Source organism: Pantoea sp. M_10, from assembly GCF_008631515.1.
In the GTDB taxonomy this organism is placed as follows: domain Bacteria; phylum Pseudomonadota; class Gammaproteobacteria; order Enterobacterales; family Enterobacteriaceae; genus Pantoea; species Pantoea anthophila.
This window is the reverse complement of the sequence record NZ_VWUL01000001.1, coordinates 627,246-646,366: the sequence shown is the minus strand read 5'-3', so window position 1 is coordinate 646,366 and position 19,121 is coordinate 627,246. Positions and strand designations below refer to the sequence as shown.

The window sequence follows — 19,121 nt, the reverse complement described above, 5'->3', positions numbered from 1 at the left end:
TCGCGCCGCCTGATGTGATCTCTTATTCCCGGGTAAATTCGTTTTATCAATAACTTTATTCTTCATCCTGTAAATGTTCGCACGGAGCTCCAATGGCGACCGGAAATACGATTGGTAAATTACAATATGCGCCTGCGCCACAAGGCCATGTGGCGGCGGGCAGTGCCAACCCGCCGAAAAAGAAAAGCTGGTGGAGCAATTATGGCGACTGGGTGCATACCGGCCTGGATGTTTTAGGTGCCGTACCGGTTGTTGGCGCCGTTGCCGACGGCGCGAACGCGGCAATTTACACCGCAGAAGGCGATTATGGTAACGCAGCACTTTCAGCTGCTTCGGCGGCAGCTAACTTTGTACCCGGCGGGGGCGCTGCGTTTAAAGCGGGGAAACTGGCCGCAAAGGCAGGTAAAGCAGTCGAAGCCGCGAAAGCGGGCAAGGGTATTGCAAAAGAAGGTGCTGAACTGGCAGAAAAAGCAGCAGCCAAAGCTGAAACGACCGCCGCTAAAGCCGAAGCTAAAGCCGCTAAAAAAGAGGCTGATGAAGTTATCAGCGCCAAGAAAGCGGGCAGTGAAAAAGGGGGCAGCGATAAAGGCCATGCTCAGAAAAAGACTGAACCGTGTAAAATTCCGGCAAGGCCTCTGCCGCAGGTGGAAATGGCGGTAGGTAATCCGGTTAACCCTCTGCTGGGTATCAAGCTGCTGTTCGGCCTTGAAGACAATGATTTCTCTTTCCCGGCCTCGGTCCCCCTCAACTGGCAACGCTACTATTTTTCTGACGAAACGGGTAATGGCTGGCTGGGGCAGGGCTGGTCTCTGCCCATCTCACAGGAAGTACGCAGAAAAAATCATTTGCTGATATTGATCGATGAGCAGGGGCGCGAAATAGAGTTTCCTTATCCTGAGGCAGGACGCAGGCCACAACTTCATCGCTATGAACAGCTCTCTCTCTCACAACCGCAGGCAGAGGAATTCTGCATTTCAGACGCGGATGAAAGTCAGCACTGGCACTTTACGCATAAAGCTGAATCTGACCGCTGGCTGTTATCGGCCATCAGCGACCGTCACGGCAACCGCCTGACACTGCGTTACGATACCCGGAATCTGCCTGTACAGATTGAGGATAGCGCTGGCCGTCGATTTAATATCACCTTTTCAACATTTTCATCGGATACGGGTATCCCCTTAATCCGTATCACCAGCGTCAGCGTCTGTTATCCGTCTGACCCTCTGAATGCTGAAATTCTGTGCCGCTACGATTATTCGACGCAGGGTGATCTTATTGCTGTGCGTAACGAGCTCAACGAGGTGTTGCGTGAATTCCGCTACCGCAACCATATTATGGTGGCGCATCGTCGCGCGGGCGAGATGGAGTGTTTTTATCATTACGACACCTATGCTCCTGAAGGAAAGGTCCTGGCACATCGTGACAGCCTCGGCGGGGAATGGCGTTTTGAGTATGGCCATCAGTCCACAACGGTCACGGATGCCCTGGGACGCGTAACCCGTTACGACTTTGACGATAACCAGGAACTGATCGGCTATCAGGATGCGATGGAAGGTTATATTCGTATCAGACGGAATGTTCGCGGTCAGATGACAGAACTCACCGATCAGTGCGGCCGGGTAACGCGTTACCGCTATGATGAACGTGGCAACTGTACGGCCATCATTGAGCCAGACGGTCAGACTACACGTTTCGACTATCACGAACGCTGGAATATGCCGGTTCGTGTGACCAACATGCTGGGTGGCACCCGGGAATTTAGTTACGACACCGCAGGAAACTTAATCCGCTTCTCGGATGAGTTAGGGCGCATTACAGAATATAACCATGACGATCGCGGCAATCTGGTCAGGGTACGTGATGCTGCAGCGGGCGTACAATCGTTATGCTGGAACCAGGCCAACTTCCTTATCAGTCATACCGACTGCTCCGGCCGGACCACCACCTTCGATTATGATAAATATGGCTGGATGAAGCAGCAGACTGATGCAGCAGGCTGCCTGACGCAGTTTTTTAACCGGTGGAATGGGCTGCCTCAGCAGATAGTGCATGCCGATGGTGGATCAGAGAGTTTTGAGTTTGATCGCTGGAAACGTCTGGTTGCATGGCAGGATCCTCAGGGGCAGGTTACACGCTGGACACTGGCAGCGGATGGCGTGCCGTTATCGAGAACTGATGCACTCGGCCACAGCATTGGCTACGAATATGATCTGGCCCGTCGCCTGACCGCACTGACTAATGAAAATGGCGCACGTTATGCCTTTTGCTACGATGCCCGGGATAATCGGATAGAGGAGCGCGGGTTTGATGGGTGTAAAACGCGTTATGAATATGATGAGAGTGGCTGGCTGCTGGCTCGCATTGAAGAAGGCGATGGCAGCGGGCCGGTAATCCAGTCACGCTATCAGCGTGACGCGGCCGGGCGATTGCTGGAAAAAATGGTGTCGCGCGGAGGCGATGCAGTATGGCAGCGTACCCGCTATCGTTATGATGCGCTGGGTCGCCTGACTGCAGGGATAAATCACGGCGGTCGCTCTGAGCTGGAATGGGACGATGCAGGTCAGTTACTTGCTGAGCGGACGCTGGTTAGGGGGCACCGTTACGAACTGCACCACAGCTATGATGAACTGGGTAACCGGACGCATACCACCTTGCCGGATGGCCGGGAACTGAAGCAGTTTTATTACGGCAGCGGGCATCGGGTCCAGGTTAACTTTGGTAACCGGGTCATCAGCGAAAGCGAACGTGACGTCCTGCATCGGGAAGTGCGACGCACCCAGGGCGCAATCACCAGTGAATATCTGCACGACGAGATGGGACGGCTGATAAGCCAGCGTGCGGGCCGTGGCGCTCAGTCAGCGGTGGCACGCGAGTATGTCTGGCGGCGCGATGGACAGCTGACGCAGATGACAGATAAATACACGGGCGATTATCGTTACGAATATGACGCGCTGGGACGCATGACGCGGGCGCGTGATGAGTATTTTGCCTTTGACCCGGCGCACAATCTGCTGAGCGAGGCCCAGGCGCAGCCCCTGCAGGATAACCGACTCAGGGTTTATGAAGATAAACGCTGGACCTATGACTGTTTCGGCAATGTGACGCGCAAACAGAGTGGCCGACACACAGATCAGCAGTTTATCTGGAACGCTGAACACCAGCTGACCGAATCGGTGAGCACCCGAAACGGAAGCGAGCAGCGAACCACCTACGGCTATGATGCATTTGGCCGCCGAAGCTGGAAACGCGATGCTTTTGGTATTACGCGCTTTATCTGGGAGGGCAATCGCCTGCTCAGTGAGGTGAGAGGCTCGCGCCAGCACCTCTGGATTTACGAAGAGAACAGCTTTGCTCCCATGGCGCAGATCAGTCTGCAGCAGAGCGAGACGGAGCATGAAGCTCAGGTTCACTGGTATCATAACGATGTGTCTGGTCTGCCACGCGAGCTGACCGGAACTGATGGCAGTGTGGTCTGGCGTGCCGTCTATCGTGCCTGGGGTAATACGCTGCGCACAGAGCAGGTCGCAGTAGAGAATGCAGAGCCGATTTATCAGCCGCTGCGCTATCAGGGTCAGTATTTCGATGCGGAAACAGGTTTGCACTATAACCGGTTTCGCTATTATGATCCGGATGCGGGCAGGTTTGTGAGCCAGGATCCAATAGGGCTTGCTGGTGGGGTTAACCTTTATCAGTATGCGCCGAATCCGCTGAGCTGGGTGGATCCGCTGGGGCTGAGCAGATGCTCGAGTGCATCTGGACAATTACCAGAATTGAGAGGGAGATCAGTTAATGAAGTTGAAAGGGTTCTTTCACAGCATGGTTTTACCCAAACAAAAGTAAGTAATAGTGCTGCAAGAAATCAGGTCTGGAAACATTCTGATGGCTCTGAAGTACGTATCCATCCATATGGTAATCAATCAATGAATATGAAAAATGGCGCATTGACGCCAAAATCAGGCCTGAATGGACATGTACATAAAGAAAACCATTTAGGTGATCAACTTGATGATCTCGGAAATATATCAACTAACCCTGATTTAACTCATATCGGGATTAGTAATCCTGCAAACTATCCAAGTGTTAGAAACCGACCTCATGGGAGCGGAAGATAAATGAGTTATCAATTTCGTATAGTTAGTAGTTTTAGCTCGCCTGAATTATTTAAGCAAGTGATCTCGGCATTACATTCTTCTGAGTATTGTATTGATACTTTTTTAAATGATGAATCTGCAGGTTTTAAATATAAAAATTCAGAATCTAACTGGGGATCTGATATTGAGTTGTATTTAAATTCCGATGATCTTTTTTTAGATATTCATGCGGGAAATGCTAAAAAAATACTAGCTCTCATCGATAATTATTTAAAAAAGCTTAACATATTAATTGAAGTAGAGGAGTTATAATAAAAGCCGGAAGCGATCTTAACAATCCTTCCGTTTTTTACATTCAGCCGCTGGTCTGAGCAAGAGATGTATCGTTCTGATGCCGAGTATGTCTGGCGTTCCACTTCAGTTGTGCACGATTAAAGTACTCATTTTCTGCCAGAATAATTTTTTGGAATAAATAAAATAGCTTTGCTCCCCTGGCGCAGATCAGTCTGCAGCAGGGCGAGACGGAGCATGAAGCTCAGGTTCACTGGTATCATAACGATGTGTCTGGTCTGCCACGCGAGCTGACCGGAACTGATGGCAGCGTGGTCTGGCGTGCCGTCTATCGTGCCTGGGGTAATACGCTGCGCACAGAGCAGGTCGCAGTAGAGAATGCAGAGCCGATTTATCAGCCACTGCGCTATCAGGGTCAGTATTTCGATGCGGAAACAGGTTTGCACTATAATCGTTTTCGCTATTATGATCCGGATGCGGGCAGGTTTGTGAGCCAGGATCCGATAGGGCTCGCTGGTGGGGTTAACCTTTATCAGTATGCGCCGAATCCGCTGAGCTGGGTGGATCCGCCGGGGCTGAGTCGGTCGAAATGTAAACCCGAAGCTGTTGAGTTAGATCCCAAAACGATTCGTTTTAGTCAAAGTTCTGTAAATGGTGCTGCTGATTTAACTCATAGTATGAGAAAGAATGGATGGGCTGGAGACCCGATTGATGTTGTTAGAATGAGCGATGGAAAATTAACAACTATTGATAATACCAGAGTACTGGCAGCATCCAGAGCAGGGATAAATGTCAAAGCAAGAATTCATGATGGTTCATCATCTTTGCCAAATGAATTTATTGAACGTTTTACTACTAAAAAAGGAACACCTTCTTCCTGGGAAGATGCAATACAATTACGAATTGGTAAGCAAGCTTCTAAATATAAAAATGGTTATCCTAACGGGTCAAATATAATAGGGTCATTGGACTAATATGGAACAGCTTCTAATTGAAAAAGAACTACCAGCGGGGTTTTATTATCCTGATGAATTCAAAAGAATAGTATCACAAGGCTTACTGGATTTTGATCCGTGGCTCATTCTTCAGGGCGAGAGGCTGAGAATTCGCTTTAATGGAATAAAAAGCCGTTATCCATCACGTGAATTAATACCTTTTGCAAGAAGAGAGGATAACGATGATGTTGCTTGTTGGGAAGTGAATAAGCCAGGCAAGGTTATCATTATTCATGACTTCGCCAAAGAAGGTTATGAAAATGTCCAGGAAATTGACAGCTTCTGGGACTGGTTAAGAAGCGCTCTTGAAGCTACGATTGAATACGATGGAGAGTAAAGTTTAAAAAGCCGAAAGCGATCTGATCCTTCCGGCTTTTTACCGTCAGCTGCTGACCTAGGCCTGCAACGTCTTAATCTGCTGCCGGGTTTGTCTGGCGTCCCGCTTCTGCTGGACAAAGCGGGCCACTTCCTCGTGCAAACTGGCCACGCTTCGATCTTCGGGTATCATCAGCACACAGCCGTCTTTAAAAGTTCATTGTGAAACTTGGCTGGCTAATTAAATTAAGATGGGAAACAGGCTATGAATATAGATACTGGCTATGTATTTCCCTAACGCCGGGCCTCTAAAAACAGAGCCAACAACGTTTCTCTACCGTCTTTCGGTAAGCCATTGGATAGCGCTAATTTGCGGATGTAATAACACGAGCGCGTGATGAGTATTTTGCCTTTGACCCGGCGCACAAACTGCTGAGCGAGGCCCAGGCGCAGCCCCTGCAGGATAACCGACTCAGGGTTTATGAAGATAAACCCTGGACCTATGACTGTTTCGGCAATGTGACGCGCAAACAGAGTGGCCGACACACAGATCAGCAGTTTATCTGGAACGCTGAACACCAGCTGACCGAATCGGTGAGCACCCGAAACGGGACCGAGCAGCGAACTACCTACGGCTATAATGCATTTGGCCGCCGAAGCTGGAAACGCGATGCTTTTGGTATCACGCGCTTTATCTGGGAGGGCAATCGCCTGCTCAGTGAGGTGAGAGGGTCCCGACAGCACCTCTGGATTTACGAAGAGAACAGCTTTGCTCCCCTGGCGCAGATCAGTCTGCAGCAGGGGCAAACGGAACATGAAGCTCAGGTTAACTGGTATCACAACGATATATCTGGTCTGCAACGATAGCTGACCGGTGCTAATGGCAGTGTGGTCTGGCGTGCCGTCTATCGTGCCTGGGGTAATACGCTGCGCACAGAACAGACGTCAGTGGAGAGTGCCGAGCCGGTCTGGCAGCCGCTGCGCTATCAGGGTCAGTATTTCGATGCGGAAACAGGTTTGCACTATAACCGCTTTCGCTATTATGATCCGGATGCGGGCAGGTTTGTGAGCCAGGATCCAATAGGGCTTGCTGGTGGGGTTAACCTTTATCAGTATGCGCCGAATCCGCTGAGCTGGGTGGATCCGCTGGGGCTGACTAAGTGCGAGAGCTTTACAAAGAATCCTGACGATATCCATTTCATGCAAAGTTCAATTAAGAACCAAACTGGCGAACATACCGTTCTCAATAACGCATCTGCTCTAAAAAACGGTACTCTTAAGCCCACTGATTTACCGGCAATTAAAATTTGGAAAGACTCAAGCGGAAAATTATGGACTCTGGACCACAGGAGACTGGCTGCATTCAAACTGTCAGGGCTGAAAGAAATACCGGTACAGTGGGCCACGCAGAAGGAAATTGCTGGCCAAATGTGGAAAATGACCACGAAAACAGATGGAAAAAGTATCATCCTTAAAATGGGTGATGGTATCAAAAGAGTTATAGGTGGGTAAAATGTTAGATGATTTATTGCCAGTTAGCAGTAGAGATGGGCTTGTTAAATTTATAGTAGCTCTGGCTAAAGATCTTAAAGATAACCCTGATGAATGGGAAAATAAAGATCTCAGCTCTTATCTTGAAGCTATAGCCTCATGGATAGAGGATATGGATGGGTACTATGAAAATACGAACCAGCCGTTGCCAAATGATACGAATTGGAAAGTTTTTGCAGATATTTTAATGGCTGCAAAAGTCTACGAATAATAATAGCCGCAAGCGATCTCAACTATCATTTCGGCTTTTAACCTTCAGCCGCCGACCGGGGCCAGCAACGTCTCGAGCTGTTCCCGGTTTTGTCTGGCATCCCGTCTCTGCTGCGCATAAAGGACAACTTTCTCGTGCAGATGGGCCACGCTGAGATCTTGGGGATCAGCACCTGAAATTCTTCTTATTGATTTATTATGGGATCTGGCTCACGAATTAGATCACGAAGGGAAACAGGCTATGAGTATTAATATGGGGTATGATTTTCCTGTTACGTCGGGTTTCTCTCACTAACAGATTCAGCAGCGTTTTTCTAACGTCTTTATGGTAAGCCATCGGATAAGGCTATTTTTGCGGATGTATTAACCCTGAAACGCACAATTCCGGTGACGCCGTGTTCTCACGATACACTTATCTGAAAGAGTACAACCGGAACAGCGTCAGTGGGAACTCAACTCGCCATATGATGCACTGGAACAGTAAAAGACGCTTATCTGACCTGCAGCAATAGCCGCTTAATTCACCGATGCCCGTCAGTCCGGATAATCACTATGTATTTATCGTATCACTATCCTTCTGCCGGTCGGTAGACTGCGGTTCTGGAAACTCAGCTGTCGCGAGCAACTTACCGGCGCCATTGAGTTGTTCAGCACCGACGCGCGTCCTGACCATTAATTCAGAACCCATCCACCTTGCTGACTTGCCCTATCGTCAGTTTTGTCTGTACGGAAAAAAGACTATGTACTCACGTATTACCGCACAGCTGCCGGCGGACGGCCTGCTGTTCCACACGCTGAAGGGTACCGAGGCGCTGTCGCACCCGTTTGTGCTCACCGCTGAGCTGCTCTCCACCGACGCGCGCATCGACCGCCACGCCCTGCTGGGCCAGCCGGTGACGTTCACGCTGCCCACCGACGGCCTGATGAGCGCGCTGAGCCCGCGCTACCTCAACGGTAAAATCACCCGGGTGGCGGTGCGCAGCCAGGAGCTGAACGGCACGCGCTACGCGTGCTATGAGCTGACGGTGGAGCCGGACCTGTGGCCGATGAAGCGGGACCGCAACCTGCGCATCTTCCAGAGCCAGACGGTGCCGCAGATAGTGCAGACGCTGCTGAAGGAGTACGGCGTGAGCGTCGAGACGCGGCTGGCGGGCAGCTACCGGGTGTGGGAGTACTGCGTGCAGTATCAGGAGAGCAGCCTGGACTTCATCAGCCGCCTGATGGAGCTGGAGGGGATGTACTACTTCTTCCGCCACGAGGCGGACAGGCACACGCTGGTGCTGTGCGACGCGCCGGACCAGCACCAGGCGTTTCCGGGCTACGGGACCATCGCCTATCACGTCACGCCGTCGGGGGGCGTGGTGACGGAGGAGGGCATCAGCCAGTGGTCGCTGTCGGAGAGCGTGACGCCGGGGATGTACAGCACCGACGACTACGACTTCCGCAAGCCGAACGCGTGGATGCTGCAGGCGCGGCAGAACCCGGCGTCGCCGGTGCCGGGCGCGGTGGACGTCTACGACTGGCCGGGTCACTTTGTGGACCACAGCCACGGCGAGTCCTACGCGCGCATCCGCCAGGAGGTGTGGCAGGCGGAGCACCACCGCGTCAGCGGGTCGGGCACGGCCACCGGCATCGCGCCGGGGTACACCTTCTCGGTGCTCAACGCGCCGCACTTCAGCGACAACGGCGAATACCTGGTGACCTCGGCGACCTATGACTTCGCCGAGAACCCCTACGCCAGCGGCGACGGCGGGGAGAGCCGCCACAACATTGACTTCACGGTGCTGCCGTCGTCGGTGACGTGGCGCACGCCGCCGGAGACGCCGTGGCCGAAGACGCACGGCCCGCAGACGGCGAAGGTGGTGGGGCCGAAGGGGGAGTCCATCTGGACGGACCGCTACGGGCGGGTGAAGGTGAAGTTTCACTGGGACCGTCTGGCGAAGGGTGACGACACCAGCTCCTGCTGGGTGCGCGTGTCGAGCGCGNGCCGCCACAACATTGACTTCACGGTGCTGCCGTCGTCGGTGACGTGGCGCACGCCGCCGGAGACGCCGTGGCCGAAGACGCACGGCCCGCAGACGGCGAAGGTGGTGGGGCCGAAGGGGGAGTCCATCTGGACGGACCGCTACGGGCGGGTGAAGGTGAAGTTTCACTGGGACCGTCTGGCGAAGGGTGACGACACCAGCTCCTGCTGGGTGCGCGTGTCGAGCGCGTGGGCGGGCCAGGGGTTCGGCGGGGTGCAGATCCCGCGCGTGAACGACGAGGTGGTGGTGGACTTCATCAACGGCGACCCGGATCGTCCGCTGATCATCGGCCGCGTGTATAACGAGGCAAGCATGCCGCCGTGGGCGCTGCCGGCAGCGGCGACGCAGATGGGGTTCCTGAGCCGGTCGAAGGATGGCACGGCGGACACCGCGAACGCACTGAGGTTTGAGGACAAGGCGGGTGAAGAGCACCTCTGGATTCAGGCGCAGAAGAACATGGATACCCATGTTAAAAATGACGCCAGCCATTCAGTCGCTAATAATCACAGTCATTACGCAGGTGGCAATGAGCTCTACCGTGTCGAAACCAACCGTGTCCACGGCGTGAAAGGTGGCGAAGAGCGGTTGACCGGTAAGGGTAAACTTGATGCGGTAGTCGATACCTACGTCGTGGGATCGGGCACTCAACTTCGCCTGGAATGTGGAGAGAGTGCTATCGAACTTAACGCGAATGGCCAGATAAATATCGTCGGCAAGGGATTCAATATTTTCGTGCAGGGCGATGGGCATATCACCACATCCGGCGGCAAACTGAACCTGAACACAGATGGCGCGAAACCGGGCACAAGCGCCCCGGGTTCAGGTCATAAACAGAACATCAGCCAGGCCGTAGAAAACCTGTTCCCGCCGAAGCAGAAAGGGCAGGCGGCACCCGCTGCGCCAAAGGCTGCGGCGGCACCGGCGCAAGGGGCGGCAGCGCCGCTAGCCAATGCTGCTTCTGGCGATAAGAAAAGCAAATATGACTACTCGGTAGATGAGATGGTCAAAAAACAAAAAGGCCTAAAAGCCAGGCCATTGAAATGGGATAAAACCAGTAAAGGCTTCGTAGATGCTACCGAGGGCGATATCAAAAAATATGTCGATCCTGCCAACCACATGGAAGGCAAAGACAAATATCAGTTTGTAGATCTTTCCTCCTCATCCGGGATCAGCAAAGAGGATATGAGCACTTTCCTTAAGGATAAAGGCACACTGTCCGGTCAGGAACAGACGTATCTGGATGCGGCTAAAAAATATAACGTCAATGAAGCGTATCTGGCCGCCCATTCAGCGCTGGAGACGGGAAATGGCACCAGTGAGTTAGCTAAAGGTGTCATGGTCAATGGAACCAAAGTTTATAATATGTACGGCATAGGTGCGCTGGATCACAATGCGGTGCAAACTGGCGCTAACTACGCTTATAAACAGGGCTGGACAACACCCGCTAAGGCCATTGATGGTGGTGCTAAGTGGATATCTGATAAGTTTGTTGGCTCTGGTCAGAATACTTTGTATAAAATGCGCTGGAATCCGGCCGCACCGGGAACACATCAATATGCGACAGATGTTAACTGGGCTACGGCTCAGACAACCAGCATGAAGAAAATTTTCGACAGTTTTCCGAATGCGAATCTTTCTTTTGACATACCTGATTTTAAGTAAGGGACTGATAAATATGATTTTTTCTATGAGAAAGGCTGTATTGTTGTTTGCGCTGCTGTTCCCTGCCGTTCAGGTAAATCTGGCTACTGCAGCGGCAAGCCTTACGGCCCCTGCTGCCTTAACAGCCGCTGACTTTAGCGTGATAATCAATAATCATCCTTTTACATTAGGTGATAAATGGAGCGATGAAACTCAGAAGCAGGCGGGCAAGCAGTTAAGTGAAAACTTTGTTGGCGATGTGCCTGCCGGTGACATCAGCTATAAGTACTACCAGCACAAATATGATGGCTTTGAAATCTACACCGCGAACCTGTTCTGGCAAAAAGAGCAGCGTGATTTCGACAGCTATCTTATTGCACAGATAACCATCGACACTCCTGCGATTAAAACCGCCAGAGGGGTTGGACCCGGTGATAGTCAGGATGTGCTGATCAGTAAATATGGTCAGGGTACAGTCGATGACAGTGATAATCAGCACTGGTTATATTATGACGCTGATAACAAACGCATGTCATTTCAGCTAGAGCATAATAAAATCGGTCACATTATGATGACGATTAATACGGATGAATAATAGAATGCTGCGTGATGCGTCACGCAGGATTTGACTGGATTTTAAATATTAATTCTCGGTTGAGAGATACCATGCTCAACATCAGTTTTAATTGCTTACTCTTGCGAAATATAAGTCAATGAAATAAATGCCATGTTCACTCAATGCCATATTGTAGATATATAACAGCATGCCATCTGGCGAGTTGAATAATTCTATAAAATAACAGTTTGGTTAGCATGGTGAAACGGTGATAACTAATTAATCAAGTGGAGTTGTGAAGCTATTTATTAGCGTGATAAGTTTGGTGATGTTTATAGTTTTCCCAATAGAATTCATGACGGGTTAAAATGATTAAAGTCTTATGCATTTCAGTGATTTTATTTCCACTGATATCCTCTGCAAATAATTTTTGTCAACAGAAGGCTAGCAACGCCAATGCAAAAGGCGTGCGTTTCGATAATACAGATAATGTCTACAAAGTGGATGGGTCAGGACGGCTACAATTTTATTCTGCACCTGATGGGCGTTGTGCAGAGAAAGACGTTTTTGTGGTGCCTGGTGATAAGTTATATGCTTACGTTGAATATGGAAAATATTACAGCGTAATGTATGTGGCTAATGACGGAAATCAGGCCAATGGCTGGGTCGAAAAATTCCGATTAGTTGAAACACACGCGGGTATCGCACCCGATTATAATGCAAATAAATAGTTAGTCCCTCTGCTCTAAGTATCAACCCATTTTCACTTCCCCCATATGGATATCTATTATGCATTACCAATTCAATGAGGGCGCTTTTGCGCTTTTTCCTGCTGCCTGGCAGGACACCACCATGAACATTCTGCGCGATGAGGCCAGTGGCCTGGCGTGGGTAGTGAGTCGTGGTGTTATTGCAGAAGGCAGTGATGCAGAAAAAGAATTTCAGCGTCAGTGGGACACATTGCGGAGCCAGATGGGGCACATTCAGCAGAGTGAATTTGTTCCAGTGATGGCCGGTGTGAATAACACCTTACCTGCGACAGAAGTTGAAACCCTGTTTGATCGTAACGGACAACAGGTGTGGCAGAAACAGCTGGCTGCACAGGTTCCTGAGTCGAACATCTTTATGATTTTTACGCTCTCCGCAATGCGCCCATTCAATGAGGAAGACGGTCAGCGCTGGCAGGCTTTCAAACAAAGCCTGAGTCTGAATACGCCACGGAAAGATTAACTTATGGATAACCATGCGGCCCGCGTGGGCGACGAGATCATTCACTCCAGCATTTTCGCTGATATCACCAGTGTCGTGGCTGAAGGGGCGGCTTATGCTGTCATCGGGGCTGCGGTAGGAGCGGCGGCAACACTGGCTGCGCCTTTACTGGGTGCCGGCATGGCGGCGGCCGGGGTTGCCGCTATCGGTTCCAGCTGTCTGCTCAGCGGCATCATTGGCGGTGTGTTAGCCAATGCTGCGGGCCTGTCGGACGACATCTCTGAAGCGGCAGAGGGGCTGGGCGACATGATATTCCCGCCTTCACCCGCCGGGGTGATCGCCAGCGGTTCAGACAACGTACGCGTGAATGGTCTTATGGCCGCACGCGCGGCCGGGATGATGACGCCGGATGAGACACCGCCACCGGAACCGCAATCACCGCAGAGCTTCGCGGACTACGGCGGCATGCTGCTCTCTGCGGTGGGCCAGTTCGGCAGTGCTATGTGGCAGCCCACGGTCGCCTCCGCCGATGCGGGGACCTCTCCGCTTGAGCAGGATAAAGTGGCCTGTGAAAAACACAGTGCGCCGCAGTATCTGGCTCAGGGTTCGAAAAGCGTTTTTATCAATGGCCAGCCTGCGGTGCGGGCAAAGGACAAAACGACCTGTGACGCCACGGTAAGTGATGCTGTTTCCCCCAATGTCATCATCGGGGGTGAAACCGTTACGGTCAGAGAGATTAAAAGTGGCAAGGTGCCGGGTCTCGCGGTGATGATGATCGGCCTTTCGCTCATACGCGGTCGCCCCAGCCAGATCCTGAAAAATATGCCCTGCGCGCTGGCCGGTGCGGCGGGCGGCATGATGGCGGATATGTCCATCAACGCCGCCTTCTCATCGCTATTCCCGGTTCATGCCGCAACAGGCGTCAAGGTCCTTAATGATGATGCCGAACGCGATTTCTCTCTTCCCGGCCGTTTCCCGCTCAGTTTTCAGCGCAGCTATAACAGCCTGACTCAGCGCGCAGGCCTGTTCGGTCAGGGCTGGGCCACGGTGTTTGACAGCTATTTGACGCTGGAAGGCAACCGGGCAACCTGGTTTGACGACAACGGGCGCGAGCTGAGCTTTGACGTCCCCGGTGAAAAAGAGGTGCTCTACAGCATCAGCGAAGGGCTGATGGTGCGGCGCAGCGAGACTGGCGATATCGCCATTGCCGATGACGACGGTGCGGTATGGCGTCTTTACCGGCGCACGGCCGCCGATCCGCAGGTGCTGCGGCTGGCGTCACTCAGCGACGAGTACGGCAATGCGCTGGAGACGGGCTGGGATGAACAGGCCCGTCTGGTGCGTATCCATGACGCGCCGCTGGCGATTGACGTCACGCTGCACTACGACGACAGCCAGCATCCGCGACGGCCGACGTCAGCTAGCCATTTTGATGGCGAGCAGCACTGGCCTCTGACGCGCTGGACCTACAGCCAACAGGGACAGCTTGCCAGCGTGACCGATGCGGCAGGCGTTGTTACCCGCCGGTTCCGTTACAACGACGACGGACTGATGGTCTGGCATCAGCTGCCCGGCGGGCTGGAAAGTGAATACCGCTGGCAGAAGCTGGATCACTGGCGCGTGGTTGAGAACCGCACCAATAGCGGTGACGGCTGCCGCATGCACTACGATCTTGCGGCGGGCATCACGCGCGTGTCGACCTATGACGGTCAGCAGCGCGAACACCACTGGAACGCCGCGGGCCTCATCACCTGTTTCATCGATGAGCGGGGCGAGAAGTGGCGCTATGAGTGGGATGAAAACGAACTCCTGACGCGCCGCATCGATCCGCAGGGCAACGCGGTGAGTTTCACTTATGACGATCTGGGCAACCGCGTTGAAGAGAAAGATGCTGACGGCGGTGTGCAGGCGGTGCAATGGCTGTCACACCGTGCACTGCCCACGGTGGTTGCCGGAGCGGATGGTTCCACGACGAAATACTATTACGACCCCCATCACGGTCTTGAGCGCGTCGTTGATGCGCTCGGGCAAAGCACGATCTATAAGCGGGATGAGTCCGGGCTGATTGTCGAGGAGATCGACGCAGCAGGTAACAGCTATCGCCGGGAGTTTAACGATGCCGGACAGGTTATCCGTGAAACCGACTGTTCAGGGCTGACCACGCGCTACCGTTATCATCCTCTGGGCTGGCTCAGCTCTGTCACCGCGCCGGATGGTGAAGAAACCCGTTATCACTATGACGCCGCAGGCCGTCCTCTCCAGCTGGAGCGCGCAGAGGGCTGGGAAGAGCGACTGCACTGGAGTGAAAACGGCCTGCCGCTGGCCCATGAGTCGGCGGATGGTAAGCGCAGTGAATTCCGTTACGACAATGTCGGACGACTGATCGCCAACAGCAATGCGCAGGGTGAGACGGTTCAGCGAAGCTGGGACAGCCGTGGCCGCCTCACGGCACTGAAAAACGAGAACGGTGAGCAGTACCAGTTTGAATGGGGTGCAGACTCTCTGTTGCTGGCTCAGGTGGGACTGGATGGTGTTGCCACGCGATACGACTATGACGCGGCGGGCCGCACGCTATCGCGTACCTTTGCCGCCGGGCATCCTCAGTCCATTACCCATCGTTACCACTGGAGTCGTGCGGGACAACTGCTGGCGCGAACCACGCCGGAGGGTCAGACGCGCTATCACTACAGCGGTGGCGGCCAGCTCGGTAAAGTGTCGCAGCATCTGCCGCTGTCTGACACCGAGTGGAGTCAGCAGGCCGAGCAGGAGATTACCTTTAAATATGATGCGCTGGGCCGCATCGTTGCTGAACAGGGGGAGCAGGGCGAACTGGCGTGGGCGTATGACGCGCTGGGTAACTGCACGGCCTTAACCCTGCCGGATGGTCGCAACCTGAAGCAGCTTTATTACGGTAGCGGCCATTTACTGAGCATCGCACTGGACAACCTGCCGGTCACCGAGTTTACCCGTGACACCTTGCACCGGGAACTGAGCCGGACGCAGGGCGGCCTGACTATGCGTAGCGAGTATGACCGCTTAGGCAGACTGCGCCGCCGTGACGTGTTCAGGGGTGAAGCACAGCGACCTGCGCCGCGCGTCTGGTCCCGCCGGCGCGACTTCGATTACGGTAACAACCTGATCCGCGAAGAGCGTGACGATAATCCGTTCAGCCAGACGTTATGGCACTACGATAACGCCGGCCGGCTGTTGTCACAGGACGGTGCGCAGCCGGGTAATGAACAGTGGCGCTGGGATGGCGCAGGCAACCCGCTGGATCGCCATAGTGCCGCTCATGTCATGCACAACCGTGTCACCGGACTGAACGGTATCCGCTGGCAGTATGACATTCATGGCCGCACCACTGAGAAAGATGACGGCCAGACCCGCTGGCGATATCGCTACGATGGTGAGCATCGCCTGACGGAGGTGATCAGCGAGCCGCGGGACCGTAACAAGCCGCGCACGAAGGTGAGCTTCCGTTACGATCCGCTGGGACGCCGTATCAGTAAAACCAGCCAGCAGCTGTTACAGGGCAGGCCATCTGGCAACGCCGTTACGACGCGCTTTGTGTGGGAAGGCTACCGCCTGCTGCAGGAGATCCACGACGGCACTCCGCTGACCTACGTTTACAGCGACAGCCAGAGCTATGAACCGCTGGCGCGTATTGATGGTGTGGAAAGTCCGGAGGTTTACTGGTTCCATAATGCGGCCAACGGAATGCCGGAGCTGCTGACTGACGCGGAAGGGCAAAAAGCCTGGGAAGGGATCAACAGCCCGTGGGGCAAACTGCTGCGCGAGTCCAGCCAGCGGCTGCCTGCCGTGCAGCAGAACCTGCGTATGCAGGGCCAGTACCTGGATCGTGAAACCGGACTGCACTACAATCTGTTTCGTTACTATGACCCGGACAGCGGACGGTTTACCCAGCAGGACCCGATAGGGCTGGCGGGCGGGATCAACCTTTACCAGTATGCGCCGAATGCGCTGGGTTGGGTGGATCCGTGGGGGTTGAGTAGATGTAGCCTTAAAGGAAAATATAAAGAAATAGATAAGACAGAATTACCAGATTGGATAAGAGATTCTTTCAAAGATGGAGAGTATAAAACAGTGTTAACAACTGAGGATGTGACCTTGTATCGCGTCTTTGGTGGTAATGCTAAAATAGATGGCTCATTTGTTAGTACATCTCCGGCACTGAATAAAATCCAGGCGAAAATAGATTCTGCACTTTTACCGGAATGGAAAAATACCAGGCAATTCGAGGCAACTTTAAAAATCCCGAAAGGAACGGTTCTTCAGATTGGGAAAGTTGAGAAGCAAATAATGAAATCTGGTGCAGTTCTTGAAGGTGGGGCGGACCAGATACTACTTCCGCACGGATATCCAGTTAGTTGGATAACTGATGTGAGATTTTTATAATTGAGAAATTAACTATGAATAAGCAAGACTTATTGGTTGAAATAGATAAAGCATCTTCTTACATAGAGGCAGTTATGAATAATGAAAATAAAGGAGGGTTGATAGTATTTATTGATGAGTTAAAGTTGCTTAAAGTTAAAGTTATTAATAATAGCATCGTGAATAACCCTTTAAGAGGCTTCCCGCGGCGCTATGCTGAGATGTATAATGATTACCTCCATACAATAACAGATATAATGCACAAGATTGAAAAGTCTGTGGATGTATATTTAGATAGCAACTAACTCTTGCTGTATTATTAATGGCGTTGATTTGCTAAAAAGGGATAGGCGAACCCTGTTGTTGCGATTATCCTTTTTTAGGTTGCTATTGCTTTTTGCCAAAAATAGTATTTTGATTTTATATTAATAAATTCATTTGTTTTTTCTGACTTAAATACAATAGTTGCCAATGTAATCGAATTAGATAAGAAGCTGTCATTGTTAAATAATTCATAATCAGAACCGCTTTGGCATTAATTACTTGGCTAAAATCTAATTAATATGCAGGATATAGTGCTGGAAACATCTAGCAGTTGTATGATGATAATAACATGACAGAGTTCGATTAAGTCGTTTTTTTACCGGGGAGAGAATGATAGATTTATTTTCCTGCAATGAAGCTTTAGATTTTCTTGAAATATTCTTCCAAAAAATGATTAAAGATGAAGCGTATCGCAAAGAGATGAAAGTTATCATTGATGGGAGTCGTAAAAATAAAACGGTTTCAATACGGGCCATAGATGTTTGCTTCATGAATTATCGTAAGGCTAAGGGTGATTATAGTCTCCCTACAGATGAGGAGATGGGAATCTGGAAGCAGTTATTTAATGTTTGGCAATGATAATTGAATTGATTCAATTTGATTTAAATTATGCATCGATTTTAAAGTGGATAATATGATGAATTTCAGAAAGGCAACCCGCTGAATCGCCATACTGCCGGTCATGTCGTGCACAACCGTGTCACCGCACTGAACGGTATCCGCTGGCAGTACGATATCCATGGCCGCACCACTGAGAAAGATGACGGCCAGACCCGCTGGCGATATCGTTACGATGGTGATCATCGCCTGACGGAAGTGATCAGCGAGCCGCGGGACCGTAACAAGCCGCGCACGAAGGTGAGTTTCCGTTACGATCCGCTGGGACGCCGCATCAGTAAAACCAGCCAGCAGCTGTTACAGGGGAGACCTTCTGGCAACGCCGTCACGACGCGCTTCGTGTGGGAAGGTTACCGCCTGCTGCAGGAGATCCACGACGGCACTTCGCTGACCTACGTTTACAGCGACAGCCAGAGCTATGAACCGCTGGCGCGTATTGATGGTGTGGAAAGCCCGGAGATTTACTGGTTCCATAATGCAGCCAACGGAATGCCGGAGCTGCTGTCTGACAGTGAAGGGCAAAAAGCCTGGGAAGGGATCAACAGCCCGTGGGGCAAACTGCTGCGCGAGTCCAGCCAGCGGATGCCTGTCGTTCAGCAGAACCTGCGTATGCAGGGCCAGTACCTGGCTCGGGACTAATTTGCTTTAGCAAATTTGAACATCGCTTCAGCGATGGCCCCAGAGGGGTGAGGCACCGCAGGTGCCGAATCAACCGGACTGCACTACAATCTGTTTCGTTACTATGACCCGGACAGCGGACGGTTTACCCAGCAGGACCCGATAGGGCTGGCGGGTGGGCTGAATGAGTATGCTTATGCACCGAACCCACTGAACTGGGTTGACCCGCTGGGGCTGAGTCGGTGCAGACCGGATTTTTATGTGGGGCCAGAAGGACCGAAAG

At 52.2% G+C, this 19,121-nt stretch carries 11 protein-coding genes and 3 pseudogenes; all 14 read left to right on the top strand.

Features of this window, described 5'->3' with window-relative positions; all coding sequences use genetic code 11:
* The first annotated feature begins 92 nt into the window (after positions 1-92).
* Positions 93-4,112, top strand: coding sequence for an RHS repeat-associated core domain-containing protein (locus tag F3I47_RS03055; RefSeq protein WP_223813774.1), 4,020 nt, complete (start codon positions 93-95; stop codon positions 4,110-4,112).
* On the top strand, positions 4,113-4,403 hold the full coding sequence (locus F3I47_RS03050) for a hypothetical protein (RefSeq protein ID WP_072052709.1): 291 nt from the start codon (positions 4,113-4,115) through the stop codon (positions 4,401-4,403).
* A gap of 164 nt (positions 4,404-4,567) precedes the next feature.
* Positions 4,568-5,356: pseudogene (locus F3I47_RS22680) on the top strand (RHS repeat-associated core domain-containing protein); the annotation flags it as partial.
* Between the two features lies 1 nt (position 5,357).
* A complete protein-coding gene (locus F3I47_RS03040; protein ID WP_145886919.1) occupies positions 5,358-5,714 on the top strand; it encodes a hypothetical protein in 357 nt (118 codons plus the stop codon).
* Positions 5,715-6,073: 359 nt separating this feature from the next.
* A pseudogene (locus tag F3I47_RS22650) lies at positions 6,074-7,204 on the top strand (RHS repeat domain-containing protein); the annotation flags it as partial.
* A 1-nt stretch (position 7,205) separates the two neighbouring features.
* A complete protein-coding gene (locus F3I47_RS03030) occupies positions 7,206-7,454 on the top strand; it encodes a hypothetical protein (RefSeq protein ID WP_150030486.1) in 249 nt (82 codons plus the stop codon).
* 739 nt (positions 7,455-8,193) lie between these two features.
* A complete protein-coding gene (gene tssI / locus F3I47_RS22425; protein ID WP_223813772.1) occupies positions 8,194-11,139 on the top strand; it encodes a type VI secretion system tip protein TssI/VgrG in 2,946 nt (981 codons plus the stop codon).
* 13 nt (positions 11,140-11,152) lie between these two features.
* On the top strand, positions 11,153-11,713 hold the full coding sequence (locus tag F3I47_RS03015) for a hypothetical protein (RefSeq protein ID WP_150030054.1): 561 nt from the start codon (positions 11,153-11,155) through the stop codon (positions 11,711-11,713).
* Positions 11,714-12,042: 329 nt separating this feature from the next.
* Positions 12,043-12,405, top strand: coding sequence for a hypothetical protein (locus F3I47_RS03010; protein WP_150030053.1), 363 nt, complete (start codon positions 12,043-12,045; stop codon positions 12,403-12,405).
* A 58-nt stretch (positions 12,406-12,463) separates the two neighbouring features.
* Positions 12,464-12,904 (top strand): DcrB-related protein, encoded by a 441-nt coding sequence (locus F3I47_RS03005; protein ID WP_009090722.1) that lies wholly within the window; start codon positions 12,464-12,466, stop codon positions 12,902-12,904.
* A gap of 3 nt (positions 12,905-12,907) precedes the next feature.
* The gene (locus tag F3I47_RS03000; RefSeq protein ID WP_150030052.1) at positions 12,908-17,299 is read left to right on the top strand and encodes an RHS repeat-associated core domain-containing protein; all 4,392 of its coding nucleotides are present in this window, start codon (positions 12,908-12,910) and stop codon (positions 17,297-17,299) included.
* 14 nt (positions 17,300-17,313) lie between these two features.
* On the top strand, positions 17,314-17,583 hold the full coding sequence (locus tag F3I47_RS02995) for a hypothetical protein (RefSeq protein WP_150030051.1): 270 nt from the start codon (positions 17,314-17,316) through the stop codon (positions 17,581-17,583).
* A gap of 349 nt (positions 17,584-17,932) precedes the next feature.
* A complete protein-coding gene (locus F3I47_RS02990; RefSeq protein WP_150030050.1) occupies positions 17,933-18,181 on the top strand; it encodes a hypothetical protein in 249 nt (82 codons plus the stop codon).
* Positions 18,182-18,253: 72 nt separating this feature from the next.
* A pseudogene (locus F3I47_RS02985) lies at positions 18,254-19,084 on the top strand (RHS repeat domain-containing protein); the annotation flags it as partial.
* Positions 19,085-19,121 lie beyond the last annotated feature (37 nt).

What these genes read in the sequence shown, in the direction of transcription:
- F3I47_RS03015 (WP_150030054.1), top strand. Translation starts at nt 11,153, where the DNA reads ATGATTTTTTCTATGAGAAAGGCTGTATTGTTGTTTGCGCTGCTGTTC.
- F3I47_RS03005 (WP_009090722.1), top strand. Translation starts at nt 12,464, where the DNA reads ATGCATTACCAATTCAATGAGGGCGCTTTTGCGCTTTTTCCTGCTGCC.
- F3I47_RS03040 (WP_145886919.1), top strand. Translation starts at nt 5,358, where the DNA reads ATGGAACAGCTTCTAATTGAAAAAGAACTACCAGCGGGGTTTTATTAT.
- F3I47_RS03055 (WP_223813774.1), top strand. Translation starts at nt 93, where the DNA reads ATGGCGACCGGAAATACGATTGGTAAATTACAATATGCGCCTGCGCCA.
- F3I47_RS03010 (WP_150030053.1), top strand. Translation starts at nt 12,043, where the DNA reads ATGATTAAAGTCTTATGCATTTCAGTGATTTTATTTCCACTGATATCC.
- F3I47_RS03030 (WP_150030486.1), top strand. Translation starts at nt 7,206, where the DNA reads ATGTTAGATGATTTATTGCCAGTTAGCAGTAGAGATGGGCTTGTTAAA.
- F3I47_RS02990 (WP_150030050.1), top strand. Translation starts at nt 17,933, where the DNA reads ATGATAGATTTATTTTCCTGCAATGAAGCTTTAGATTTTCTTGAAATA.
- F3I47_RS03050 (WP_072052709.1), top strand. Translation starts at nt 4,113, where the DNA reads ATGAGTTATCAATTTCGTATAGTTAGTAGTTTTAGCTCGCCTGAATTA.
- F3I47_RS02995 (WP_150030051.1), top strand. Translation starts at nt 17,314, where the DNA reads ATGAATAAGCAAGACTTATTGGTTGAAATAGATAAAGCATCTTCTTAC.
- F3I47_RS03000 (WP_150030052.1), top strand. Translation starts at nt 12,908, where the DNA reads ATGGATAACCATGCGGCCCGCGTGGGCGACGAGATCATTCACTCCAGC.